Source organism: Streptomyces sp. SCA2-17 (assembly GCF_044336695.1).
The window spans coordinates 3,401,326-3,425,451 of record NZ_CP117521.1; the positions used below are offsets into that span (position 1 = coordinate 3,401,326).

Genomic DNA, 24,126 nt, shown 5'->3' on the forward strand with positions numbered 1-24,126 from the left:
ACATCGTTTTCAGGACAACCTGCTGACCGCGGCCCGGCCGGGCGCTTATGTGCCGGACGGGTCGGGCAGGGCCATGCCAAGAGTTGTCCCGGGGCTCCGGTGACTCTTTCGGGTCCAAGGGCGCGCTCCTGCGGCGCGCGGGCGGCTGTCCGCCCCTCCGTTGGCAGACCCTTGGCCAGGGCCGTCAGGGCCCGGTGAAGCGCGGCGCCGGGGGCGGAGTGGACGTAGCCTTCATTACGACCCTAAGAGTGTGATGTTGGATACCGTGCTGGTTAGAACGTACATCGGGTTACCGTTCGAGTGGCGTTGCGGACTTTTTCCGTTTGACACGGGGGCGGGATGTACCGTCACACTCCGCAGCGTCACCGCAGCGCCCACACCGAGTGCCGACCGGAAGAAGAGCGAAGTTGTCCCCGACCAGCGAGACCGCAAAGGGCGGCCGCCGACTCGTCATCGTCGAGTCGCCTGCCAAGGCGAAGACGATCAAGGGCTACCTCGGCCCCGGATACGTCGTCGAGGCGAGCGTCGGGCACATCCGTGACCTGCCGAACGGGGCCGCCGAGGTCCCGGCGAAGTACAAGGGCGAGCCCTGGGCCCGGCTCGGCGTCAACGTCGAGAAGGACTTCCAGCCGATCTACGTCGTGAACCACGACAAGAAGGACCAGGTCAAGAAGCTCAAGGAGCTGCTGGCCGAGTCCGACGAGCTCTTCCTCGCCACCGATGAGGACCGCGAGGGCGAGGCCATCGCCTGGCACCTGCAAGAGGTCCTCAAGCCCAAGGTCCCCGTCCGCCGGATGGTCTTCCACGAGATCACCAAGGACGCCATCCAGGCCGCCGTCGCCAGCCCCCGCGAGCTGAACAAGAAGCTCGTCGACGCCCAGGAGACCCGCCGCATCCTCGACCGCCTCTACGGCTACGAGGTCTCGCCGGTCCTGTGGAAGAAGGTCATGCCGCGGCTGTCGGCCGGCCGTGTGCAGTCCGTGGCCACCCGCCTCGTCGTCGAGCGGGAGCGCGAGCGCATCGCCTTCCGCTCCGCCGAGTACTGGGACCTCACGGGCATCTTCGACACCGGCCGCCCCGGCGACAACAGCGACCCGTCGACGCTGACCGCCCGGCTGGCCTCGGTCGACGGCAAGCGCGTGGCCCAGGGCCGCGACTTCGGGTCGAACGGCCGGCTGAAGGACGCCGCCCAGGTCCTCCACCTGGACGAGGCCAATGCCCGCGCGCTGGCCGCCGCCCTGGCGGACACGTCGTTCGCCGTGCGCTCGGTGGAGTCCAAGCCGTACCGCCGCTCGCCGTACGCCCCCTTCCGTACGACCACGCTCCAGCAGGAGGCCTCGCGCAAGCTCGGCTTCGGCGCGAAGGCCACCATGCAGGTGGCCCAGAAGCTGTACGAGAACGGCTTCATCACCTATATGCGTACGGACTCCACGACGCTGTCGGACACGGCGGTGAACGCGGCCCGTGCCCAGGTCACGCAGCTCTACGGCGCCAATTACCTGCCGGAGAAGCCGCGCACGTACGCCGGCAAGGTCAAGAACGCCCAGGAGGCGCACGAGGCGATCCGGCCTTCGGGTGATCGTTTCCGCACGCCCGCCGAGACCGGCCTGAGCGGCGACCAGTTCCGGCTCTACGAGCTGATCTGGAAGCGGACCGTCGCCTCCCAGATGAAGGACGCGACCGGCAACTCCGTCACCGTCCGGATCGCCGGTCGGGCGAGCGACGGCCGGGACGCCGAGTTCACCGCCTCCGGCAAGACCATCACCTTCCACGGCTTCATGAAGGCCTACGTGGAGGGCGCGGACGACCCGAACGCCGAGCTCGACGACCGCGAGCGCCGCCTGCCGCAGGTCACCGAGGGCGACCCGCTGGCCGCCCGGGAGATCACGGCCGACGGCCACGCCACCAAGCCCCCCGCCCGCTACACCGAGGCCTCGCTGGTCAAGGAGCTGGAGGAGCGGGAGATCGGCCGCCCGTCGACGTACGCGTCGATCATCGGCACCATCCTCGACCGCGGCTACGTCTTCAAGAAGGGCACGGCGCTCGTCCCGTCCTTCCTGAGCTTCGCCGTCGTCAACCTGCTGGAGAAGCACTTCGGCCGGCTCGTCGACTACGACTTCACCGCCTCCATGGAGGAGGACCTCGACCGCATCGCCCGCGGCGAGGCCCAGGCCGTGCCGTGGCTGCGGCGCTTCTACTTCGGCGAGGGCACCGAAGGCGCCGCGGGCGGCGCCGCCGAGGCCGGCAACGGCGACGGCGACCACCTCGGCGGCCTCAAGGAGCTCGTCACCGACCTGGGCGCGATCGACGCCCGCGAGGTGTCCTCCTTCCCCGTCGGCGAGGGCATCGTGCTGCGCGTGGGCCGCTACGGCCCGTACGTCGAGCGCGGCGAGAAGGACTCCGAGGGCCACCAGCGGGCGGATGTCCCCGAGGACCTCGCGCCCGACGAGCTGACCGTCGCGTACGCCGAGGAGCTGCTCGCCAAGCCGAGCGGCGACTTCGAGCTGGGCACCGACCCCGGTACCGGTCACCAGATCGTCGCCAAGGACGGCCGCTACGGCCCGTACGTCACCGAGGTCCTCCCCGAGGGCACCCCGAAGACCGGCAAGAACGCGGTCAAGCCGCGCACGGCCTCGCTCTTCAAGTCCATGTCCCTCGACACGGTCACGCTGGAGGACGCGCTCAAGCTCATGGAGCTGCCGCGCACCGTCGGCACCGACGCCGAGGGCGTCGAGATCACCGCGCAGAACGGCCGCTACGGCCCGTATCTGAAGAAGGGCACCGACTCGCGCTCCCTGGAGACCGAGGAGCAGCTCTTCACGATCACGCTGGACGAGGCCCTCGCGATCTACGCCCAGCCCAAGCAGCGCGGGCGCGCCGCGGCCAAGCCGCCGCTGAAGGAGCTGGGCACCGACCCCGTCAGCGAGCGTCCCGTCGTGGTCAAGGACGGCCGCTTCGGCCCGTACGTGACGGACGGCGAGACCAACGCGACGCTGCGCCGTGACGACGACGTCGAGACGATCACGCCGGAGCGCGGCTACGAGCTCCTGGCGGAGAAGCGCGCCAAGGGCCCGGCGAAGAAGACCGCGAAGAAGGCCGCGGCCAAGAAGGCGCCGGCGAAGAAGACCGCCGCCAAGAAGACGGCGGCCAAGAAGACCGCGGCGAAGAAGACGACGACCGCGAAGAAGACCACGGCCGCCAAGAAGACAACCGCGGCGAAGACGACGGCCGCGGCCAAGAAGACGACGGCGAAGAAGGTGGCCGCGGCCGCCGAGGCCGCCGCCGAGTGACCCTCTCCGCCTCCCTCCCCTTCAGCCCGGCTCGTGCTGGAGGGGCGGGAGGCGGGGCCGGTTCCGGGCCGGGGCTGACGGTTTCGTCAGCTCCCGTGCGACATCCATTCGTTCGGGCGTATGTTCGGGCAAAAACGCGGAAGCCGTGCCCGGCCGGATAGGCTGGCAGGATGACGCGAGCCGAGCAGCCAACCGTGGTGACCTCCACTTCCGGCGCCCTAGCCGCGGACTCCCGCGAGCGTGCCATCCGGTCCCTGCTGCGTTTCCCCCCGCTGCGGCGGCTGTGGAACGCCCAGTTCGCCGGCGGTGTCGGAGACTCCCTCGCCCTCCTCGTGCTCCTGCTGCTGTCGCTGCAGGCCGCCGTCGCGGCGGGCTCCTTCGGTGGTGGCTACAGGGGCGCGGCCCTCGCCGTCGCCGCGGTCGTCGCGGCCCGGCTGCTGGCGACCCTGCTCTTCGGCGCGGTCCTGCTCGGGCCGCTCACCTCGCTCATCGCCCCGGCCGGTCCCCTCGACCGCCGATGGACCATGATCGGCGCGGACGGGGTCCGGGCCGGCCTGCTGGTCGTCGCGCCCCTGTGGCTCGGCTGGACGGAGGACCGCGCGCTCGCCTTCCTGCTGATCTCGGCCTTCCTGATCGGCGTCGCCGAGCGCGTGTGGACCGTCGTCAAGGACAGCGCGGCCCCCGCGCTCCTGCCCGCGCCCGCCCTGGAGGGCTCCGCCGTACGGCCGCTGCCCGATCACTACGACGCGCTGCGGCGCCTCTCGCTGCGGACCAGTTTCGTGTCGCTGCCGTTCGCGGCGGCCGCGCTCCTCGCCATCACGCTGATCGGCAATCTGCTCGGGGCCGGCATCGACTGGTTCCACCAGCACCAGGCGGCCCTCGGCTCGTTCCTCGCGGCCGCGCTGTTCGCCGGCTCGGCCACCATCCTGTGGTTCCTGGAGCTGCCCGGCGCGAAGTCGCCCCGCGTGCGCTCCCCGCTGGAGGGCCTGCGCCGCCCCCGCGGCGCCGAGGGCGGCCCGGACACCGGCCGTACGGGCGCCATCCCGGTGCTCGTCCTGGCCTGCGCCGCCGTCGCCGGGGCGGTCGCCGCGGCCGTCGGCGTCGCCGCCCTCCAGGCCGTCGACCTCGGCGGCGGGCCCGTGGCCTTCGGGCTGCTCGTGCTCGCGCTCAGCGGCGGCCCCGTCATCGGCATCCGCACCGCCGTCAAGGTGCTCCCCGGCTTCTCCCGGCGCCGGCTGCTCGCGCTGTCCATCGCGCTGACCGGTCTGGCGCTGCTCGCGGCCGGCCTCGTGCCCGACCCCACGACGGTGCTCCTGCTCGTGCTGCTCGCCGGCGTCTGCGCGGGCATCGCCGCCAACACCGGCCACTCCCTCCTGGACCAGGAGACGGAGGAGGCCCGCCGGCCCCGTACGACCGACCACCTGCACGCCGTCGTGCGCGTCACCGCGGCCCTGGGCGCGGTCGCCGCACCGCTGCTCGCCGCAGGCATCGGGCCGCACCGGCTGGAGGGCGGCGGCTTCGTGTTCGCGCACGGCGGCGCGGCCTTCACGCTGATGCTCGTCGGCGCGCTGCTGCTGCCCGTGGGCGCCATCGTGCTCGGCAAGACCGACGACCGCCACGGCGTGCCGTTCCGGCGCGACCTGATGGACGTGCTGCGCGGCGGCGACCCCGAGCAGACGCCCGCCGCGACGGGCTTCTTCATCGCCTTCGAGGGCGGCGACGGCGCCGGCAAGTCCACCCAGGTGCGGGCCGTCGCGGAGTGGATCCGCTCCAAGGGCCACGAGGTCGTGGTCACCCGCGAGCCCGGCGCCACGCCGATCGGGCAGCGGCTGCGCGCGATCCTGCTGGACGTCTCCTCCGCCGGCCTGTCGGACCGCGCCGAGGCGCTGCTCTACGCCGCCGACCGCGCCGAGCACGTCGACTCCGTCGTCCAGCCCGCCCTCGCGCGCGGCGCCGTCGTCATCACCGACCGGTACATCGACTCGTCCGTCGCCTACCAGGGCGCCGGGCGCGACCTGTCGCCGACCGAGATCGCCCGCATCAACCGGTGGGCCACGGGCGGGCTCGTGCCCCACCTGACCGTGCTGCTCGACGTCTCGCCGGAGACCGCGCGCGAACGTTTCACCGAGGCGCCCGACCGGCTCGAATCCGAGCCCATGGAGTTCCACAACCGCGTCCGGACCGGGTTCCTCACCCTGGCCGCCGCCGACCCCTCGCGCTACCTCGTCGTGGACGCCGGGCAGGCGCCCGAGGAGATCACCACCGTCGTACGGCACCGCCTCGACCAGGTCCTGCCGCTCTCCGCCGCCGAGATCGAGGCCCGCGAGCAGGCCCGCAAGGCCGCCGAGGAGGAGGCCCGCCGCAAGGCCGAGGAAGAGGCCGCGCGCAAGGCGGAGGAGGCGCGGCTGGAGCGCGAGCGGCAGGAGCAGCTCGCCAAGCTCCGGGCCGAGGAGGAGGAGCGCAAGCGGCGCGAGGCCGAGGAGGCCCGCATCCGCGAGGAGGCGCGCCTCGCCGAAGAGGCCCGGCAGCGCGCCGAGGAGGCCCGCCGGCAGGCGGAGGAGGAGCGTAAGCGCCGCGAGGCGGAGGAGCGGACCCGCGCCGCCGAGCAGGAGCGGCTCCGCAAGCAGGCCGAGGAGGAGGCCCGGCTGCGGGCCGAGGCCGAGGAGCGGCGGCTGGAGAAGCAGCGCAAGGCGGAGGAGGCGCTGCTGAAGGCGGAGCAGGCGCGGGTGGCGAAGGAGGCTGCGGCGGCGGCCGCGGCTGCGGCTTCCGAGGCGGCTTCCGAGGCGTCGACGGTTGAGCGGCCTTCGCTCCGTAAGGAGCCTGAGCCTGAGCCGGAGGTCCCGGCGGGGAGCTCGGAGGAGACGCAGACGGTGCAGACGCCGTCCGTCCACCGGCCGGACCCGCGGACGGTGGATCACCACACCACCGGGGCCAGCCCGGATGGCCCGGATAGCGCGGACGGTGCGGATAGTCCGGACACGACGCCTACGGTGGAGCGGCCTCGCGTCGACCCGCGGGCGTCGGACGAGACGGAGGTCCTGCCGCCGGTGTGGCCCGTCGCGCCGCCTGCTGCGCCGCAGCGGGTGACGTGGGGCGTGGAGCCGTCGTCGGAGGAGCCGCAGGAGCCGCAGGAGTCGCGGGAGCCTTCGCGGGAGTCCGAGGAGACGGCCGTCCTGCCGCAGCCGCCGGTTGCGGATGCCGACACCGCGGTGACGGAGATTCTGCCTCCGGTACGGCCGGAGGAGCGCTCCGAAGACCCCGCGGACCGGGTGCCCGACTGGCTGTTCCGGCCGGAGGAGCGGGCGGCCGCGGCTGCGGACGCCGAGAAGACGCGGGAGATGCCGCGGGTGGTCGACGAGGGCGCGGCGGCGAGGGGCCGCCGCCGCCCGGGCTGGGCGGAAGAGGCCGCCCCGGCCGCCGCCGACGAGGACCGCCCCACCCTGGCGGACGAACTCCTGGGCCCCCGCCTGTCCCGCAAGCCCGGCCGCGACGAGGACGAGGACAACCGCCGAGGCCGAGGCCGCGGCCGCTGAGGCGAGGCCTTCCGGGGCTGCGGGTGGTTCCGGCACCGCCGGATTGCGTCGCTGTGGCTGAGCGCCGTGGCGGCGGGTGGAGAGGCGCGACTTCTCTGCTCGGTAGGAAGGTCCCGTCGCGATGCCGGCCATGGGGTGGCGGGGCGCCGTCAGCCGCGGTCGCTCCGGGACTGCACGTAGTCCCGGCACCGCCGGGCCGCGTCGCTGTGGCTGAGCGCCGTGGCGGCGGGGTGGAGAGGCGTGGCCTCTCCGCTTCACGGACTTGCTGCCTGGCTGGAAGATGCCAGGGCCACCCAGTGGTTCTCTCTCCGCCGTCAGGCGAAAAGTCTCCGCCGCAGCGGTGCTCAGCCACAGCGTCGCAGTCCGGCGGTGCCGGGCAAGGGCACCCCCGCCGCCTTCGCCGGCGCAGCACTGTCAGCGGCGTGGCCCACAATGGGTAGCCGCAGGACGAGCGGCTCGGAGGGCACGTATGGCGGTGTGGGACGACCTGGTCGGGCAGGACCGGGTGACGGAGCAGCTCTCCGCGGCCGCGCGGGACGCGGACGCGCTGGTCACCGCCGCGGCGTCGGCGTCCGAGGACGTACCCCCCGGCGGGTCGATGACGCACGCCTGGCTCTTCACCGGGCCCCCCGGCTCCGGCCGGGCCACCGCCGCCCGTGCGTTCGCCGCCGCCTTGCAGTGCGTGAGCCCGGACCGTTCCGTCGGCGGGACGCCCGGCTGCGGTTTCTGCGAGGGCTGTCACACCACCCTCGTGGGCACGCACGCGGACGTGGAGATCGTCCGCACCGACCAGCTGTCGATCGGCGTCAAGGAGACCCGCGACCTGGTCCGCCGCGCCCAGCTCTCCCCGGCCGGAGGCCGCTGGCAGGTGATCGTCCTGGAGGACGCGGACCGGCTGACCGAGGGCGCGGGCAACGTCCTCCTGAAGGCCGTGGAGGAGCCCGCGCCCCGTACGGTCTGGCTGCTGTGCGCGCCGTCCCTGGAGGACGTGCTGCCGACCATCCGCTCCCGCTGCCGCCTGCTCACCCTGGGCACGCCGCCGGTGGCCGCCGTGGCCGACCTCCTCGCCCGCCGCGACGGCATCGACCCCGAGCTGGCCGCGCGGGTGGCCCGCGCCACGCAGGGCCACATCGGCCGGGCCCGCCGCCTGGCCACCGACGAGCGGGCCCGCGCCCGCCGCGCGGCCGTGCTCAAGATGCCGTTGCGCGTGGATGACGTCGGCGGCTGCCTGAAGGCGGCCCAGGAGCTCATCGACGCCGCCGCGGAGGACGCCAAGCAGGTCGCCGAAGAGGTCGACACGAAGGAGACCGAGGAGCTGCGGGCGGCGCTCGGCGCCGCGGCCGGTACGGGCAGCCGACTGCCGCGCGGCACGGCGGGTGCCATGAAGGAGCTCCAGGACCGCCAGAAGCGCCGTGGCACGCGTACCCAGCGCGACAGCCTGGACCTGGCCCTGGTCGACCTGACGGGCTTCTACCGCGACGTCCTGGCGATGCAGCTCGGCTCGCGCGTCGAGGTCGCCAACGCGGACATGCAGGACGCCCTGGAGCGCGTGGCCGGGGCCTCGGGCCCGGAGGGCACGCTGCGCCGCATCGAGGCGATCATCGCTTGCCGCCGTGCTCTCGACCGGAACGTGGCCCCGCTGCTGGCAGTCGAGGCGATGACGATGGCGCTGCGCGCCGGCTGAGCGGCCCCGGCCAAGGGCCGCCCGGTGAAGGAGGGCCGGGCGCAGGCGCGAAGGGCGAGCGCACGTCCGGTTACGCACTCTCACTCATATGAGGCTTCCTGGGCCCGGCGACTGGCGGCAGTCCGCAGGGGTGTCGATACGCTCCGTCGGGGCACAGCGGTTCTCGTAACGCTGCGTAATGCCCACCTCTTTGCTGCCCTGCACCTCCTGCATCCGCGCAGCTCCACGCCTTCACGCAGAGGGACCGCCGATGGATTCCAGCCGCCTGTTCCGTACGTCCGGCACCGCCATCGCGACCGCGGCGATGCTGATCTCGGGCTGCGCGCTCGGGAGCGCGTCGCCGCGGGCGACGGCGGCGGCGAGAGCGTACGACGCGGGCGACGGCCGGAGCGGCGGCTTCCCCGGCTTCGAGAGCTTCGGCGCGGGCGGCTCCTTCGGCTCTCCGGGCCGCATGCGCGACCTGGACCACCGCGGAGGCGCAGCCGCAGCCGCAGCCACAGGTACAAGCCCGGCCGCCGCCCGCCACGACAGCGCCGGCACGCTCGCGCCCCTCCCGGCCGCCCTCCCCCCGGCCCTGCGCCGCTACTACGCCCAGAAGCTCACCTGGCACTCCTGCGGCACCAGCGGCTTCGAGTGCGCCACCCTCAAGGCCCCGCTGGACTACGACCACCCCCGCGAGGCGGACGACCTCAAGCTCGCCGTCTCCCGCAAGAAGGCCACCGGCTCCGGCAACGCCAAGCGCCTCGGCTCCCTCATGGTCAACCCGGGCGGGCCGGGCGGCTCGGCGGTCGGTTACCTCCAGCACTACGCGGGCATCGGCTATCCCGCCGCCGTCCGCGCCCACTACGACATGGTCGCCATGGATCCCCGCGGTGTCGCCGGCAGCGAACCGGTCACCTGCCTCTCCGACACCGAGATGGACCGCTACACCGAGGTCGACCAGACCCCCGACGACGCCACCGAGACCGCGGAACTCGTCGACGCGTACACGAAATTCGCCGACGGCTGTGCCGCCCGCGCGGGCAAGCTCCTGGGCCACGTCTCCACCATCGAGGCCGCCCGCGACATGGACGTCCTGCGCGCGGCCCTGGACGACGACAAGCTGACGTACGTGGGCGCCTCGTACGGCACCTTCCTCGGCGCCACCTACGCCGGCCTCTTCCCCTCCCGCGTCGGCCGCCTCGTCCTCGACGGGGCCCTCGACCCGGCCCTCGGCTCGGAGCAGATCAACCGCGACCAGACGGCCGGCTTCCAGACGGCCTTCGCGTCCTTCGCCGAAGACTGCACCAAGCGCAAGGACTGCCCGCTCGGCCCGTCCGCCGACCGGGCGGGCGACCGCCTCTCCGAGTTCTTCGCGAAGACGGACGGGGCGCCGCTGGCCACCGGCAAGTCCCGCAAGCTCACCGAGAGTCTCGCGACCACGGGTGTGATCTCCGCCATGTACGACGAGGCGGCGTGGGGCCTGCTGCGCAACGCGCTGAAGGCGGCGTTCGCGGGCGACGGCGCCCTCCTGCTGAAGCTGTCCGACGCCTACTACGAGCGCGACCGCCACGGCTCCTACCAGAACCTGATGTACGCCAACGCGGCCGTGAACTGCCTGGACCTGCCCCCGGCCTTCCGCTCCCCGAGCGAGGTCCGGGATGCGGTCCCCGCCTTCCGCAAGGCCTCGCCGGTCTTCGGCACCGCCCTCGCCTGGGCGGCCCTGACCTGCGGATACTGGTCCGTCCCCGCCTCCGGAGCCCCGCACCGCATCCCCGCCGCGGGCGCCGCGCCCATCCTCGTCGTCGGCACCACCCGCGACCCCGCCACCCCCTACGGCTGGGCCCGCTCCCTGGCCTCGCAGCTCTCCTCGGGCCGCCTCCTGACCTACGAGGGCGACGGCCACACCGCCTACACCCGCGGCAGCGCCTGCATCGACAAGGCCATCAACACCTACCTGCTGACCTCGACCCCGCCCCCGGCCGGGCAGCGCTGCTCAAGCTGAAACCGAACGGCGCGGAGAAACCAAAAGGCCCAGGTCACAAAAAGTGACCTGGGCCTCATCGGAGCCGCCTTCGGGATTCGAACCCGAGACCTACGCATTACGAGTGCGTTGCTCTGGCCAACTGAGCTAAGGCGGCAGTGCTGCCTGTTGCCTGACCGGCTTCAGCAGCGCGGCCAAGTCTACACACTTCCGAGGGGTGCTCCGTACACGAGCGCCGACGAGATGATCTTGGCGATCTCCGGCTGGTGGTCGTTGAGGTAGAAGTGGCCGCCGGGGAAGACGTTGATCGTGAAGGCGCCGGTGGTGTGGTGCTGCCAGTCCTGGACCTCGTCGGGGGTGGCTCTGGGGTCGGCGTCGCCGGTCAGGGCGTGGACGGGGCAGCTGACGCGCAGGCCCGGGCGGGCGCGGTGGGTCTCGATGGCGCGGTAGTCGGCGCGGAGGGCCGGCAGGACCAGCTCGAGGATGTCCGGGTCCTCCAGCATCCGGGTGTCCGTGCCGCTCAGCCTGCGGAGCTCCTCGATGAGCTCCTCGTCGCTGCGCTCGTGCACGGTCTCCTCGCGGTGCCGGGAGGGCGCGCGGCGGCCGGAGACGAAGAGGGCGACGGGGGCCGTGCCCCGCTCCTCCAGGCGCAGGGCGACCTCGTAGGCGAGCGTCGCGCCCATGCTGTGGCCGAAGAGGGCCAGGGGGCGGTCGGTCGCGGGGGCCAGGGCCTCGGCGGTGCGGTCGGCGAGTTCATCGAGGTTGTCGATGCAGGGGTCCGCGCGGCGGTCCTGGCGGCCGGGGTACTGGACCGCGAGGACCTCGACCGAGGGGGAGAGCGCCTTCGACACCGGGAAGAAGTAGCTCGCCGCCCCTCCGGCGTGCGGCAGGCAGGCCAGCCGTACCGGAGCCTCGTCCGCCGGATGGAATCGGCGGATCCACTTCTTGTCTTCCACAGCCATCGTGCCGGTTTCCCTTCGGGCTTCGGGTTCCGGGCAGCATACGTGGGAGGGGGCCGCCGCAGCCGGGGGTTCCTTCCGGTGCCCCGCGCGTATTAGGTTTCTTTGCAGGGTGCAGACATGCGTGGTGCCGGCTCGAAGTGCGCTGGAACACACGGCTGTTCCGGTTTGAGCGGGGGGTTCCAGGGGAGCCCGGGAATTCCAGGGGAATCGGCGAGAAGGACACACAGTGCCCAACACAGTGCCCGGCACGGCCGCCGGCGGAAAGCTGCTGGCCGTCAGCGACCTGCACGTCGCGTACAAAGAGAACCGCGCGCTCGCGGAAACGCTGCGGCCGCGGAGCGACGCCGACTGGCTCATCGTGGCCGGCGATGTCGGCGAGCAGTACGCGGACATCGAATGGACGCTGCGGATGCTCGCCGAGCGCTTCGCCAAGGTGATCTGGGCGCCCGGGAACCACGAGCTGTGGACCCACCCCAGCGACCCGGTCGACCTGCGCGGCGAGAAGCGCTACCTGCACCTCGTGGAGCTGTGCCGCAGCCTCGGCGTCGCCACCCCCGAGGACCCGTATCCCGTGTGGCACGGCGAGGGCGGCCCGGTCGCCGTGGCCCCGCTCTTCGTGCTCTACGACTACACCTTCCGTGTTCCCGGCGCGCACACCAAGGAGGAGTCGCTGCGCCGCGCCTACGACGCGGGCATCGTCTGCGCCGACGAGCACTTCCTGCACCCCGACCCGTACCCGGGCCGCGACGCGTGGTGCCACGCCCGCGTGGAGTACACCGAGCGCCGCCTCGCCGCCGTCGACCCCGCGCACCGCACCGTGCTGGTCAACCACTTCCCGCTGGTCCGCGAGCCCACCCGGATCCTGCGGTACCCCGACTTCGCGCAGTGGTGCGGCACGGAGCTGACCGCCGACTGGCACACCCGCTTCCGCGCGGCCGCCGCCGTCTACGGCCACCTGCACATCCCCCGCGTCACCTGGCACGACGGGGTGCGGTTCGAGGAGGTCTCCGTGGGCTATCCGCGCGAGTGGCAGCCCAGGCCGCCGCGCGAGCCGCTGCGGCAGATCCTGCCGCAGCCGGCCGCCGAGGGCCCGGGGGGCAGGGCGTCGTGATCGAGCGGATCCTGCCCGCGGAGGCAGTCGCGGAGGAGGGCTTCGGCAGCGCGGCGTCGGCGGGCGCCTTCCTCCACCCCGAGGAGGCCGCGGTCGTCGCCCGCGCCGTGCCCAAGCGGAAGGAAGAGTTCGCTGCCGTACGGGCCTGTGCGCGCACGGCGCTGGGCCGGCTGGGGCTGCCGCCCGTCCCCCTCGTGCCCAACCGCCGCGGGGCTCCGCAGTGGCCCGCGGGGGTCGTCGGCAGCATGACGCACTGCGACGGCTACCGCGCGGCCGTCGTGGCCCGCTCCGGCGTCCTCGCCTCGGTCGGCATCGACGCCGAGCCGAACGGGCCGCTCCCGGACGGCGTCCTCGACGCCGTGTCGCTGCCCGGGGAGCGCGCCCGGCTCCGCCCGCTGACCGCGCGCCGCCCCGATGTGCACTGGGACCGCCTCCTGTTCAGCGCCAAGGAGAGCGTCTTCAAGACCTGGTATCCGCTGACCGGGCAGGAGCTGGACTTCGAGGAGGCGGAGCTGGAGTTCGACCCGGACGCCGGGACGTTCTCCGCCCGGCTGCTGGTGCCCGGCCCGGTCGTGGGCGGCGTCCGCCTGGACGGGTTCACGGGCCGGTGGACGGTGGGCAGCGGCTTCGTCCTCACGGCCATCGCCCTCCCCGCCGTCGCCTCCGTCCCCGCCCCGGCCCACGGCCTTGAGAGCGAACAACCGGCCCCCGGCCTTGAGAGCGGGCCGCCGGCAGCCCCCGTCACCAGGTCCGCGGCATCCCCCGCCTGAACGCGGCGAAGTCCTCCGGCAGCTCCCGCGCGTACCGGGTGTTGAGCCACAGGCGCAGCAGGTCGCGGCGCCGGCCCGGTTCGTCGCGGAAGGCGGAGCGGCCGTGGATGACGACGTTGTTGTTCAGCAGCTGGAGGTCGCCCGCGCGCAGGGTCATCTCGATGCGGTGCTCGTCCATTCCCGCGATGTCCTGGAAGAGCCGCAGCGCGTGCCGCTCGATTCCGCTCAGCGGGATTCCGGACTTCGGCACGGCCGAATCGATGTAGTGGGTCATGTAGAAGCGGCAGCTCAACTGGTCGTGGAAATACCCGTACACCGCGTTCCGGTAGTACGGGAGCTCGTCCGAGCCCTCTTCCAGGCGCCGGTCGTAGACGAATCCCCGGTAGTAGAGGCCGAGCAGCTCGCGGTGGTGGGCGAGCAGGTGGTTGTGGACGGTCATGGAGCTGGCGAGGGTGCTGACGCCGCCCTCGCCCGCCTGGCGCAGGCAGAGCAGGCCCACGATGTCGGAGCTGTCGGTGTGGAAGGGCAGCTCGGAGCGGGTCCGGTAGGCGCGGGTGGCGGATTCGGTGACCTCGCCCTCGCCGTAGTCCTTGACGTGGGCGATCAGCTCCCCGGCGGCGTTCTGGGAGACGGGGGTGCCCAGGTGCAGCGCGATGCCCCAGTACGCCAGGCGGGCCTCCTCCAGGCTCCACCGCTCCACGGGGAGGCCGCGCAGGAGCGTGAATCCGCGCCCGAACTCCAGTTCCTGGACGGCGGCTTCGAGGGCCTTGCCGAGGACGGGCAGCGGAAAGTCCTCGACGGTGAGTTCTTCGAGCGGGATTCCGCGCGCTTTCGCCGCCGCGAGCGCCGATTCCAGGTCGTCGGTCTCCTCGGGGGTGAGGGCGACCACCCAGTCGCTTTCGCCGGTGAAATCGGCGGCCGTCCAGGCGGACGGTCCGGTGACGGGCTCGGTGAGGACGGTGTCGGCGGGCGCTGCGGGCATACGGACTCCACTCGGGATTCGCTGAGCGTGCGGCGGACGTGTGGCGGACGGGCGGCGGTCGCGCGGCACGAGTGGCGCCGGCAATGAGCGGCACGGCGGTTCAACGGCTCAGTGCGCAGCGGCACAAGTGACACGACACATCGATGCATCGATCATGATTCGAAGTGCGCGCACGGTCAATGGAGTTGGTGGCGGTGCGACGGAAGAGGCGGAGTGTCGTGATTGTGCGTGAACTCGATCACCTTCGTTACCCCTTCCATGGTGTGGGGCGCGCGCCGGTGGTTAGTTTCCGGGAAGACACGGTGACACCGGCACGCAGAGACACGGAGACACAGTGGCCAAGTCAACCGCCAGGTCAGGGTCGGCGCTGCGACGTTCCGCCCGTGCGGCCGGCTGCGCCGTCTTAGCGGGAACCCTCGCGGCCGCGTGCGGCTCCGGCGGAGGTGGCGGTTCCTCTTCCGGCTCCGCCGACTCCCTCTCCGTGGGCCTCATCGCCGAGCCCGCGAGCCTCGACTTCACCACCACCGACGGCGCGGCCGTCCCCCAGGCCACCCTGGGCAGCATCTACGAGGGCCTGGTCCGCGTCGACCAGCAGGGCAGGATCCAGCCCCTGCTCGCCGAGCGCTACGAGCGCTCCGACGACGGCAAGACGTACACCTTCCACCTCCGTAAGGGCGTGAAGTTCACCAGCGGCGCTGAGTTCACCGCCGACGACGCGGTGTTCTCCATCGAGCGGGTGAAGAAGGACTGGAAGCTGAAGACGGCCCGGCAGATGGACGTGGTCGACAAGGCCGAGAAGACCGACGACCGCACGGTCAAGGTCACCCTGAACCGTCCGAGCAACGGCTGGCTCTACGCCATGACCACCCGCATCGGCGCCATGTTCAGCCGTACGGGCGTGAGCGACCTCGCCAACCACCCCGTCGGCACCGGGCCCTTCAAGCTGGGCGAGCGCCGGCGCGGCGACCGCATCGTCCTCGACCGCAACGCCTCCTACTGGGGCACCGAGCCCGCCCTGTCCAAGGTCACTCTGAAGTACTTCAAGGACGCCGGGGCGATGAACAACGCCATGCTCACCGGCGGCATCGACGTCGTCGGCACGGTCCAGGCCCCGGAGTCGCTGTCGCGCTTCTCCGACAAGAACCGCTTCCAGGTCATCGAGGGTTCGTCCACGGGCGAGGTCGTCCTGTCGATGAACAACTCCCGCGAGCCGTTCAAGGACAAGCGCGTCCGTCAGGCCGTGCGGTACGCCATCGACCACAAGGCACTCGTCGAGACCTCCCGCGCCGGCCACGGCAAGCTCATCGGCACCATGGCCAGCCCCACCGACCCCTGGTACGAGGACCTCACCGGCCGCTATCCGTACGATCCGGCGAAGGCGAAGCAGCTGCTGAAGGACGCGGGCGCCGAGGGCCGGACCGTGAAGTTCCGGGTGCCCAACATGCCGTACGCGATGTCCGCCGCCCAGGTCGTGAAGTCCCAGCTCGAACAGGTCGGGCTGAAGGCGGAGATCGAGCCCCTGGAATTCCCCGCGCGCTGGCTGTCCGAGGTCTACAACAAGGCCGACTACGACCTCTCCGTCATCGCCCACACCGAACCGCGCGACCTGTGGACGTTCGCCGACCCCGGCTACTACTTCCGCTACGACAACCCCGCGTACGCGAAGCTCCTCAAGGAGGCCGACTCCGGCAAGGCCGAGGACGAGACCGCCCGCTACCGCGACGCCGCCCGCCTGCTCTCCGACGACGCCGCGGCCGACTGGCTCTACCTCATGCCCAACCTGATGGTGGCCGGCAAGGACGTCACCGGCCTGCCGGTCAACCAGGTCGGCGAGGGCTTCGACCTGACGAACGTCCGCTGGGCGAAGAAGAAGTAGGCGCGGTCCGGCATGCGGGTGTTCCTGCGCAGGTCGGCGTCGCTTCTGGTCAGCGCCGTGATCGCCAGCTTCGTCGTGTTCGCGTTCCTGTCCGTCCTGCCGGGCGACCCGGCCGAGGTCGTCCTCGGGACGAACGCCGGCACGCAGGAGCTGGCCGCGCTGCGCCACTCCTTCGGCACCGACCGGCCGCTCGTCGTGCAGTACGCCGACTGGGCGCAGGGCCTGCTGCACGGCGACTTCGGCATCTCGTACATCAGCCACGACCCCATCGGCCCGCGGATCAGCGACCGGCTCGGCGTCACCTGCTGGCTGGCGCTCGGCGGCATGGCCGTGGCCGTCCTCTTCGCGCTGCCGGCCGGGGTGCTCGCGGCCGCCTGGCACCGCAGGCCCGCGGGCGCCCTGCTGTCGGCCGTCAGCCAGGCCGGGATCGCCGTCCCGGCCTTCCTCGCGGGCATCCTGCTCGTCTACGTCTTCGCGGTCCGGGCGGGGGCGCTGCCCGCGGGCGGCTACACCCCGCTCGCCGAAGATCCTGCCGCCTGGGCACGGCAGCTCGTGCTGCCGTGCCTGTCGCTCGGCCTCGTCCAGGGGGCGGTCCTCACGCGCTACGTGCGCTCCGCCGTCCTCACCGTCCTGCACCAGGACTTCCTGCGCACCGCCCGCGCCAAGGGGCGCAGGCAGTGGCCGGCCCTGTGGCGGCACGGGCTGCCCAACGCCGCGGTGCCCGTGCTGACCGTCCTGGGGTTGCAGCTGTCCACCGTGCTCGTCGGCGCGGTCGTCGTCGAGCGGGTCTTCGTCATCCCCGGCCTCGGCGACCTGCTCCTGCAGTCAGTGGCCGACCGCGACCTGCTGGTCGTCCAGGGCGTGGTGATCGTTCTGGTGGTGGCCGTGCTCGTCGTCAACGTGGTCACCGACCTGCTCTACCACCTGCTCGACCCGCGCCTGCGGAGCCGTTGATGCCGTTGAAACCGTCAGCCCGTGCGCTCGCCCGCCACCCCGCCCTCACCGCCGGCGGAATTCTCGTCACTCTCGTCCTTGCGCTCGCCCTGCTGTCCCTCCTCTGGACGCCCTACGACCCCACGCACGTGGACGCGGCACAGCGCCTGCTGCCGCCCGGCGGTGGACACGTCCTGGGCACCGACCAGTTCGGCCGGGACGTCGCCAGCCGGTTGATGACCGGCGCCCGGACGACCGTCTTCGTCGGCGTCGTGGCCGTCGGCTTCGCCGTCGTCATCGGCGTCCCCATGGGGGTCGCCGCGGGCATGTCCGGAGGACCGCTCAGTGCGCTGCTGATGAGAGTGAGCGATTTCCTGCTGGCCTTCCCCGCCCTGCTGCTCGCCATCATGCTGGCGGCGGTGTACGGCACGAGCACGCTCACCGCCATGGTGGCCATCGGCATCGCCTCCGCCCCCGGCTTCGCGCGCGTGGCCCGCGCCGCGACGCTGCGCGTCATGGCCGCCGAGTACGTCGACGCCGCGCGGCTCGCCCGGCGCACCCGAGCGGCCATCGCCGTGCGGCATGTCCTGCCGAACATCCGCGACGTGGTCATCGTGCAGGTGTCGGTGGCCTTCGCGACGGCCGTGCTCGCCGAGGCCGCCCTGTCGTACCTGGGCCTCGGCACGCCGCCGCCCACCCCGTCCTGGGGCCGCATGCTGCTCGACTCCCAGGAGCTGCTGTTCTCCAAGCCCGAGCTGTGCCTGTGGCCGGGCCTCGCCGTCGCCGCCGCCGTCATGGGCCTCAACCTCCTGGGCGACGGCCTGCGGGACCGCTTCGACCCCACGCTGGAAGGTGTCCGGTGAGCCCGGTGGATCCGGAGGGCCGTACGGATACCGCGGATCCGGTGAGCCCGGGGAGCGGCGCGCTGCTGGAGGTCGAGGGCCTCACCGTCGACGCGGGCGGCAAGCCGCTCGTGCGGGGTGTCGGCTTCACCGTCGGCCGGGGCGAGCGCGTCGGCATCATCGGCGAGTCCGGCTCCGGCAAGACCCTCACCGCGCTCGCCCTGCTGGGCCTCCTCGGCGAGGGCCTGCGGGCCGCCGGCAGCGCCCGCCTGGCCGGTGTCCCGTTCGACCTGCTGGGCGCGGACGACCGCGAGCTGTCGACCGTACGGGGGCGGCTCGCGGGCATGGTCTTCCAGGAGCCGATGACGGCCCTCAACCCCGTGATGAGGACGGGCCCGCAGGTCGCCGAGGCGCTGCGGCTGCACGGCCCCCGGGGTGAGCGCCCCGGCCGGGCCGCCGCCCGCGAGACGGCCGTGGAGCTCCTGGGCCGGCTGCGGCTGCCCGACCCGGCCCGCGCCGCCCGCGCCTACCCCCACCAGCTCTCCGGCGGCCAGCGCCAGCGCGCCGTCCTCGCCGGGGCCCTCGCCAACGACCCCGCCCTGCTGATCTGCGACGAGCCGACCACCGCCCTGGACGTCACCGTCCAGAAGGAGATCGTCGACCTGATCACCGGCCTGTCGGACGAGCGCGGCACGGCGGTGCTCTACATCAGCCACGACCTCGCGCTCGTCGCGTCCGTCTGCCACCGCGTCCTGGTCATGCACGACGGGGAGATCGTCGAGAGCGGGCCGGTGGAGCGGGTGCTGCGGCAGCCGGAGCACCCGTACACGCAGGGCCTGCTGAGCGCCTCCGACCTGTCGGTCCCCGCCCCGCGGCCCCCCGCGCCCGCCGAGCCGCGGACGCTGCTGCGGGCCCGCGGCCTGACCCGCCGCTACGCCCGCCCGCGCCGCGGCCTCCTCGGCCCGCGGACGCACTTCACGGCGCTGGAGGGCCTGGACCTGGAGCTGCGCGCGGGCGCCCGCGTCGGGGTGGTCGGCGAGTCGGGGTCGGGGAAGACCACGCTCCTGCGGCTGCTGTCCGGGCTGGACCGGCCGACGGCGGGGACGGTCGAGAACGCGGCGGGCGATGATCCGCGGGGCGTTCCGGGCGGCGGCCTCCAGGTGGTCTTCCAGGACCCCATGGGCTCCCTCGACCCCCGGATGCGCGTGCGGGACGTCATCGCCGAGCCGCTCCCCGACCGCCGCTCGCCCGCGGCCGCGGACCGCGTGGCGGAGCTCCTCGCCGACGTGGGCCTGCCGGCGGAGGCGGCCGGGCGCTACCCGCACCAGTTCTCCGGCGGGCAGCGGCAGCGCATCGCCATCGCGCGGGCCCTGGCCCCCCGCCCCTCCGTGCTCCTCGCCGACGAGCCGGTCAGCGCCCTGGACGTGTCCGTACGGGCCCAGGTCCTCGACGTCCTGAGCAGGGTCACCGCCGAGCGGGACATGGCACTGTGCGTCGTCACCCACGACCTGGGCGTCGTGCGCTACCTGTGCGACGAGGTGGTGGTGATGCGGGAGGGAAGAGTCGTGGAGCGGGGGCCGGTCGAGCGCGTGTGGGAAGAGCCCGGGCACCCGTACACGCGGCAGCTGCTGGAAGCCGTGCCGGTCCTGCGGCGAGCATCGGATGAGCGCTGAGAGGGCACCGGGCGAGCACCCGAGGGGCGCCGAGAGGGCGCCAAGTGAGCTCCGGGGTGAGCGCAGGGGCCAGGCCCCGCGGGGCTTGGTCGACACCTGTCCGCAGCCACGCTCGGCCCGCTGCTGTGCATGCGCAGCAACGGAACGCTCTGTGCTGCTGTGTGAAGCCACGGACAGGTTGCCGCCGCTTTTCACGTAGATCATGGCGGCACTTCATATCCCAAGTCAATCCTATGACTTGACTCGATCGATCAAAGGCTGAGCTTGTATCTTGGCCGGGTGACGCTAGATGACCTGAAGGTGTTCGTCATGGTGTGCGAGGCCCGCAACCTCAGTGCCGTGGCCCGCGAGATGAATTGCAGTCAGTCCGCCGTCAGCCAGCACGTCCGGCGCCTGGAGAAGGAGGTCGGGCTGCCGCTGATGGAGCGGCAGCCGCGCGGCGTGGTGCCCACGGAGGCGGGGCGGATCCTCCAGCGGGCCGCGTCCGACGGGCTCACCGCCCTCGGCGAGGGCCTGCGCACCCTGGAGGAGCTGCGCACCGGCCGGGGCGGCGGCGTCGTCATCGCCACCGGCGCGACCACCATCCGGCACCTGATGGGCACGGCCATCGAGGAGTACAGCAGGCAGTACCCGGACGTCGGCCTGGAGTTCCACACCGAGCGCTCCAGCCACCGCTGCATCGACGCCCTGCGCTCGGGGGCCGTCGACCTCGCCTGGGTGACCGTCACCTCCGACGCCCAGGGCGTCGAACTGCGCCCGGTCAAAAGCCTGGAGTGGGTGCTGGCCGTCCACCCCGGCGATCCGCTCGCCGCCAAGGGCACGCTCGGTGCGGCCGACCTCGCCCGTACGTGCCTCATCCGCCCGCCCGCCGGGACGAGCTCCGGGCGGCAGGTCGAGGACGTGCTGGGCGCGGTCGCCCTCTCCTCGCGCGCGACCACCCGGGCCACGGACTGGGACACGGCCCTGCTGCTGGCCGAACTGGGCCTGGGGCACGCCCTGATACCGGCCATGCCGGGCCTGGTGAGCCCGTCGGGCGCCGTCCGGCTGATCCCGGTCGCGGGCATCCCGCCCCTGGAGGTCGGCTGGGCCGCCCGCCAGTGGTCGGCCCTGTCCCCCGCGGCCCGGGAGTTCGCGGCGTCGGTCACCCGGCACGTGGCGGGCGGCTGACGTTCCCGGGCGCCCTACCGCCGCAGGCCCTGCTTCAGGACGTCGTGCCCGGGGCCGTCCTCGCCCAGCCCGCACAGCGTCCCGTACGCCGCCTGGATGAAGGCGCCCGCCGGGGCCGGGGACGTGTCCGCCAGGGCTACGAGGCCGGTGCGCGAGCCGGGTGCGAAGCCGGCGAAGGCCGTGCAGCCGCGGGTGCCCCCGGAGTGGTGCAGGAGCGGCCCGCCGGGCCGCATGCGCAGGTTCCAGACGAGGCACAGGCGGCGCCCCGAGCGCCGCAGCGCCAGCCGGGGCCGCTGCACCTCCGTAAGGGCGACGCGCAGGCTGGGCGGGGCGGCCGCTTCGGGCGCGAGCAGGGCCGTCAGGCAGCGCAGCAGGTCCCGCGCGCTGGAGCGCAGCGCGCCCGCGCCGGGCAGCCCGGGGACGAGCCAGGGCGGCCGGGGCCGGCCGTGCCAGTGGCCCACGACCTGCGGGCGGGCGGGGTCGCAGTCGGTGTCGGCCAGGCCGAGCGGGTCCAGGACGCGCTCGCCGAGCAGCGCCGGGTAGTCGCCGGGCCCGCCGCCGGCCGCGCGCGCCAGGGCGAGGCCGAGCAGGCCCACGCCGTAGTTGGAGTAGCGCACGTGGGTGCCGGGGCGGTGGTGCAGCCGCGTCCGGGGCAGCGCCGCCAGCAGGTCGTCCGTGGTGAAGGCGGCGTACGGGTTGCGGAACCATCCCGTGCGGACGGAGCGGGCGAGCATCCCGGGGGGCAGCCGGGGCAGGCCCGCGGTGTGCGTGGCGAGGTGGAGGAGGGTGAGCGGAGGGCCGGGGACGCGGCGGGCACCGGGCGGCAGGTAGCGGTCGAGGGGGTCGTCGTAGCGGACCTCGCCGCGGGCGGCCAGCTCGGCGAGCAGCAGCGCGGTGAACGTCTTGGTGAGCGACCCGGTCTCGAAGCGGGTGTCCTCCTCGGCGGGCCCTCGGCAGACGATGATCTGCTCGTCGCCGCGCACCGCGGCGACCGCGACGGCGCGCGCGCCCCGGGCGGCGTCGGGCAGGGGCAGCAGCAGGGCGTTCAGCGGCGGCGCGGTGACGCCCTCCGCGGCCGCTTCCGCGGCGGCCGCCGCTTCCGCCGCCGCGGCGGACAGCGCGGGCGTCCGGGCTGCCGGCGTCTCCAGGGGCTCCGTCACCGGGCTCGTGCCGCCCGGGCCAGGGCGATGGAGCCCGCCACGGCGGTCACGACGGTGGTGTGCTGGTGCTCCTTGTACCGGCGGACGGGGTCCTCGTCGACGGGGTCGCCGTCGGCGGGCATCAGGCCGTCCTCGTGTTGCAGGGCGGCCATGGCCTCCCAGTCCTCCGGCCGGCAGTAGGGCTCGGACAAAGAGGCGCCCACGATGAGGAGTTCGGCCACGAGGTCCCACTGCCGGACCTCGCGCCAGATGTCGATCCACACGGGCAGCCAGGTGCGGACGTACGCGGTGAGGTCGGCGGGGAGTCCCTCGGGGCGGCCGCCCCAGTCGGTCAGGTGGAAGACGGTGTGGGTCATCGCGTAGGCGGTGATCCAGTTGATCGCCCAGGGCTCGGGGGTGGCGCCCAGCCACGTGGCGCGGGCGAGCGCCTCGAAGTCCTCGCCGTGGTCGAGGCCGGTGATGCGGGCGGCGTTGGCCACGGCGAGGCGGCGGTTGGGCAGCAGCTCGGTGCTGTGCACCGAGCGCAGCCGGACGCGGTGGGCCAGCAGCCGGTCCATGTCCGCGTGCCGGTAGCCGCAGCGCACGAAGTGCGCGTACATCTCCAGCGGGTCCGTCATCAGGGTGTGGCGCAGCTGGCGTTCGTAGAGCATGTCGCCCTTGCGTAGCTGGAGCCAGGTGAAGTCCATGAGGCTCTGGGCCGCGGCCAGTTGGCCGGGTCCGGCCATGCCGTCGCGCAGGATGATGGAGGCGGCGAGCGTGGTCTCGCCCAGGGGCTTGTAGACGCCGTCGGGGTCGGCGAGCTCCTCGGTGGTGCCGGGCGGGAGCGCGCCGAGCGCGCGGTGGGCGTGCAGCCAGGACAGCGCGCGGTCGGCCATGGCGCGCGCGGCCGCCGTCACGGGCGCGGGGATCGCGGCGGGGGCGGAGGCGGGAGCGGAAGGGGTCATGCCGGCGTCTCCGTGGGCTCGTTGCGTACGTCTTCGGTCCGGCCGTTCAGCAGGTGGGCGGCGACCGCCAGGTCGAGCGCCGTCCGCGGGCCCGCGCCGCCGAGCAGCCGGATGTGGTCGAGGACGGGTTCCGGCTCCAGGGGCAGGGCGATGCCGTCATGGCGGAGCAGGGCGAGCCAGCGCAGCAGGCGCACGGCCGTGGGGAAGTCGCGGCGCAGCACGGAGCGGGTCAGGCCGCGGCTCAGGGGGAGGGCGGCGTCGCGGGCGGCGTCCCGGACGGGGCCTTCCAGGGCGGGCGTGGCGAGCGGCGCAAGCTGGGCCATCCGGACGGACCAGCGCTGCCAGTCGGTGGTGTCCGTCAGGTCGTCGCGCGTTTCGGGCAGGGTGGCGGGCACCGGGTTGCCCGCGTAGCCGCGCGTACGGGCCAGGAGCTGCGCGGTCGCCCAGTCGCGCCAGGCGGCGGTGCGCTCGTCGGCCGGGGCGGAGGGGCCGTGGCCGGGCACGGGGAACGCCTCGAAGGCGCGCGCCACGGCGGCCGCGTCGGAGGCGTGGAAGGGGGCGCCGGTGAGGACGTGCGGCGTGAAGGTGTCGGCCCCGATCACCCGGACGGCGGCAAGGGCCGCCAGCGATCCGGGGGAGTCGAGGGAGTCGGGGAAGTCCGGGGAGCCGGAGGCGCCGGGGGCGCTGTCGAGGTGCGGGGTGACGAGGGCCGTACCCCCCGCGTCCTCCGTGCCCCGGAGGGCGCGGAGGACGCGGGAGGCCAGTTCGTCGGCCGCCGCGGCGTAGGCCGAACGGGAACTCACTTGCCCTTCGGCTCCTTCGGCTCCTTGGGCGACAGCAGGAGGAGGGCGAGCAGGAAGCCCGCGGCCTCCGGCGCGGGCAGGGGAGCGCCGCTGACGGCTGCTTCCGGCTCCACCATCAGGGAGCCGATCGCGGCCGACCCGGCGGGGGACGCGAGGGGTCGAAGGGATTCTTGGGTGAGCATGTGCGGCGCCTCCTGAGGCGATGCAGGTAAATTCATCACTTAATCAGTGATGTCGGACAAATGAGGCTAAGCATGCTCTGTGTGAAGTCCGGCCCAGGACACGCCGGTCGGCCGGGGGAATCAGGGGCGCGCGGAAGGGCGCCGGAGCGGAGCCTGGGGGAGTGGTGAGGAAGAAGGGAAAAGTGGGGGATGCGACGGGTGATTCTCCGAAATTTCCACCATTCGGGTGAACTGCGAAGGCTGGGGTGTGG

Annotated in this window: 17 protein-coding genes and 1 tRNA gene; 11 read left to right on the forward strand and 7 right to left on the reverse strand. The window is 73.3% G+C overall.

Annotated features, from left to right (window positions below; translation table 11 throughout):
- The first annotated feature begins 407 nt into the window (after window positions 1–407).
- From topA to PS271_RS15300, 4 genes are all read left to right on the forward strand, one after another.
- Window positions 408–3,290 (forward strand): type I DNA topoisomerase, encoded by a 2,883-nt coding sequence (gene topA, locus PS271_RS15285; RefSeq protein WP_398382415.1) that lies wholly within the window; start codon window positions 408–410, stop codon window positions 3,288–3,290.
- 170 nt (window positions 3,291–3,460) lie between these two features.
- Window positions 3,461–6,823, forward strand: a complete 3,363-nt coding sequence (gene tmk / locus PS271_RS15290; protein WP_398382416.1) for a dTMP kinase — start codon at window positions 3,461–3,463, stop codon at window positions 6,821–6,823.
- Between the two features lie 469 nt (window positions 6,824–7,292).
- Window positions 7,293–8,507, forward strand: a complete 1,215-nt coding sequence (locus tag PS271_RS15295; RefSeq protein ID WP_398382417.1) for a DNA polymerase III subunit delta' — start codon at window positions 7,293–7,295, stop codon at window positions 8,505–8,507.
- 250 nt (window positions 8,508–8,757) lie between these two features.
- The gene (locus PS271_RS15300; RefSeq protein ID WP_398382418.1) at window positions 8,758–10,491 is read left to right on the forward strand and encodes an alpha/beta fold hydrolase; all 1,734 of its coding nucleotides are present in this window, start codon (window positions 8,758–8,760) and stop codon (window positions 10,489–10,491) included.
- A gap of 62 nt (window positions 10,492–10,553) precedes the next feature.
- Here the strand turns inward: PS271_RS15300 and PS271_RS15305 are convergent.
- Window positions 10,554–10,627, reverse strand: a tRNA-Thr gene (locus PS271_RS15305).
- Between the two features lie 43 nt (window positions 10,628–10,670).
- Entirely contained in the window at window positions 10,671–11,432 is a 762-nt protein-coding gene (locus tag PS271_RS15310) for a thioesterase II family protein (RefSeq protein ID WP_398382419.1), read from the reverse strand.
- A 226-nt stretch (window positions 11,433–11,658) separates the two neighbouring features.
- Between PS271_RS15310 and PS271_RS15315 the strand changes: the two genes are divergently transcribed.
- Both PS271_RS15315 and PS271_RS15320 read left to right on the forward strand, forming a co-directional pair.
- Window positions 11,659–12,543, forward strand: a complete 885-nt coding sequence (locus PS271_RS15315) for a metallophosphoesterase family protein (protein WP_398382420.1) — start codon at window positions 11,659–11,661, stop codon at window positions 12,541–12,543.
- On the forward strand, window positions 12,540–13,313 hold the full coding sequence (locus PS271_RS15320) for a 4'-phosphopantetheinyl transferase superfamily protein (RefSeq protein WP_398382421.1): 774 nt from the start codon (window positions 12,540–12,542) through the stop codon (window positions 13,311–13,313). The genes PS271_RS15315 and PS271_RS15320 overlap by 4 nt, the downstream gene beginning before the upstream one ends.
- Here PS271_RS15320 and PS271_RS15325 read toward each other — a convergent pair.
- Entirely contained in the window at window positions 13,285–14,295 is a 1,011-nt protein-coding gene (locus PS271_RS15325; protein ID WP_398382422.1) for a TauD/TfdA family dioxygenase, read from the reverse strand. The two genes, PS271_RS15320 and PS271_RS15325, sit on opposite strands and share 29 nt — an antisense overlap.
- Before the next feature lie 334 nt (window positions 14,296–14,629).
- On the opposite strand from PS271_RS15325, the gene PS271_RS15330 reads away from it, so the two are divergent.
- From PS271_RS15330 to PS271_RS15350, 5 genes are all read left to right on the forward strand, one after another.
- The gene (locus PS271_RS15330; protein ID WP_398382423.1) at window positions 14,630–16,171 is read left to right on the forward strand and encodes an ABC transporter substrate-binding protein; all 1,542 of its coding nucleotides are present in this window, start codon (window positions 14,630–14,632) and stop codon (window positions 16,169–16,171) included.
- Between the two features lie 12 nt (window positions 16,172–16,183).
- Window positions 16,184–17,125: an ABC transporter permease gene (locus PS271_RS15335; protein ID WP_398382424.1), complete on the forward strand. Its 942-nt coding sequence runs from the start codon at window positions 16,184–16,186 to the stop codon at window positions 17,123–17,125.
- Window positions 17,125–17,967, forward strand: coding sequence for an ABC transporter permease (locus tag PS271_RS15340; RefSeq protein WP_398382425.1), 843 nt, complete (start codon window positions 17,125–17,127; stop codon window positions 17,965–17,967). The genes PS271_RS15335 and PS271_RS15340 overlap by 1 nt, the downstream gene beginning before the upstream one ends.
- Entirely contained in the window at window positions 17,964–19,619 is a 1,656-nt protein-coding gene (locus tag PS271_RS15345) for a dipeptide ABC transporter ATP-binding protein (RefSeq protein WP_398382426.1), read from the forward strand. Before PS271_RS15340 ends, PS271_RS15345 begins: the two co-directional genes overlap by 4 nt.
- A gap of 279 nt (window positions 19,620–19,898) precedes the next feature.
- Window positions 19,899–20,786 (forward strand): LysR family transcriptional regulator, encoded by an 888-nt coding sequence (locus PS271_RS15350; protein WP_398382427.1) that lies wholly within the window; start codon window positions 19,899–19,901, stop codon window positions 20,784–20,786.
- Window positions 20,787–20,800: 14 nt separating this feature from the next.
- Here PS271_RS15350 and PS271_RS15355 read toward each other — a convergent pair whose 3' ends face one another.
- Genes PS271_RS15355 through PS271_RS15370 form a run of 4 tightly spaced genes read right to left on the reverse strand, consistent with a single transcriptional unit; the run spans window position 20,801 to window position 23,875 of the window.
- Window positions 20,801–21,946 (reverse strand): serine hydrolase domain-containing protein, encoded by a 1,146-nt coding sequence (locus PS271_RS15355; RefSeq protein WP_398382428.1) that lies wholly within the window; start codon window positions 21,944–21,946, stop codon window positions 20,801–20,803.
- Complete coding sequence (locus PS271_RS15360; protein WP_398382429.1) at window positions 21,943–22,890, reverse strand: DUF6895 family protein; 948 nt, start codon at window positions 22,888–22,890, stop codon at window positions 21,943–21,945. Before PS271_RS15360 ends, PS271_RS15355 begins: the two co-directional genes overlap by 4 nt.
- Window positions 22,887–23,693, reverse strand: a complete 807-nt coding sequence (locus tag PS271_RS15365; RefSeq protein ID WP_398382430.1) for a hypothetical protein — start codon at window positions 23,691–23,693, stop codon at window positions 22,887–22,889. Before PS271_RS15365 ends, PS271_RS15360 begins: the two co-directional genes overlap by 4 nt.
- Entirely contained in the window at window positions 23,690–23,875 is a 186-nt protein-coding gene (locus PS271_RS15370; RefSeq protein ID WP_398382431.1) for a hypothetical protein, read from the reverse strand. Before PS271_RS15370 ends, PS271_RS15365 begins: the two co-directional genes overlap by 4 nt.
- Window positions 23,876–24,126 lie beyond the last annotated feature (251 nt).

What these genes read in the sequence shown, in the direction of transcription:
- tmk (WP_398382416.1), top strand. Translation starts at nt 3,461, where the DNA reads ATGACGCGAGCCGAGCAGCCAACCGTGGTGACCTCCACTTCCGGCGCC.
- PS271_RS15295 (WP_398382417.1), top strand. Translation starts at nt 7,293, where the DNA reads ATGGCGGTGTGGGACGACCTGGTCGGGCAGGACCGGGTGACGGAGCAG.
- PS271_RS15300 (WP_398382418.1), top strand. Translation starts at nt 8,758, where the DNA reads ATGGATTCCAGCCGCCTGTTCCGTACGTCCGGCACCGCCATCGCGACC.
- PS271_RS15310 (WP_398382419.1), bottom strand. Translation starts at nt 11,432, where the DNA reads ATGGCTGTGGAAGACAAGAAGTGGATCCGCCGATTCCATCCGGCGGAC.
- PS271_RS15325 (WP_398382422.1), bottom strand. Translation starts at nt 14,295, where the DNA reads ATGCCCGCAGCGCCCGCCGACACCGTCCTCACCGAGCCCGTCACCGGA.
- PS271_RS15335 (WP_398382424.1), top strand. Translation starts at nt 16,184, where the DNA reads ATGCGGGTGTTCCTGCGCAGGTCGGCGTCGCTTCTGGTCAGCGCCGTG.
- PS271_RS15340 (WP_398382425.1), top strand. Translation starts at nt 17,125, where the DNA reads ATGCCGTTGAAACCGTCAGCCCGTGCGCTCGCCCGCCACCCCGCCCTC.
- PS271_RS15360 (WP_398382429.1), bottom strand. Translation starts at nt 22,890, where the DNA reads ATGACCCCTTCCGCTCCCGCCTCCGCCCCCGCCGCGATCCCCGCGCCC.
- PS271_RS15370 (WP_398382431.1), bottom strand. Translation starts at nt 23,875, where the DNA reads ATGCTCACCCAAGAATCCCTTCGACCCCTCGCGTCCCCCGCCGGGTCG.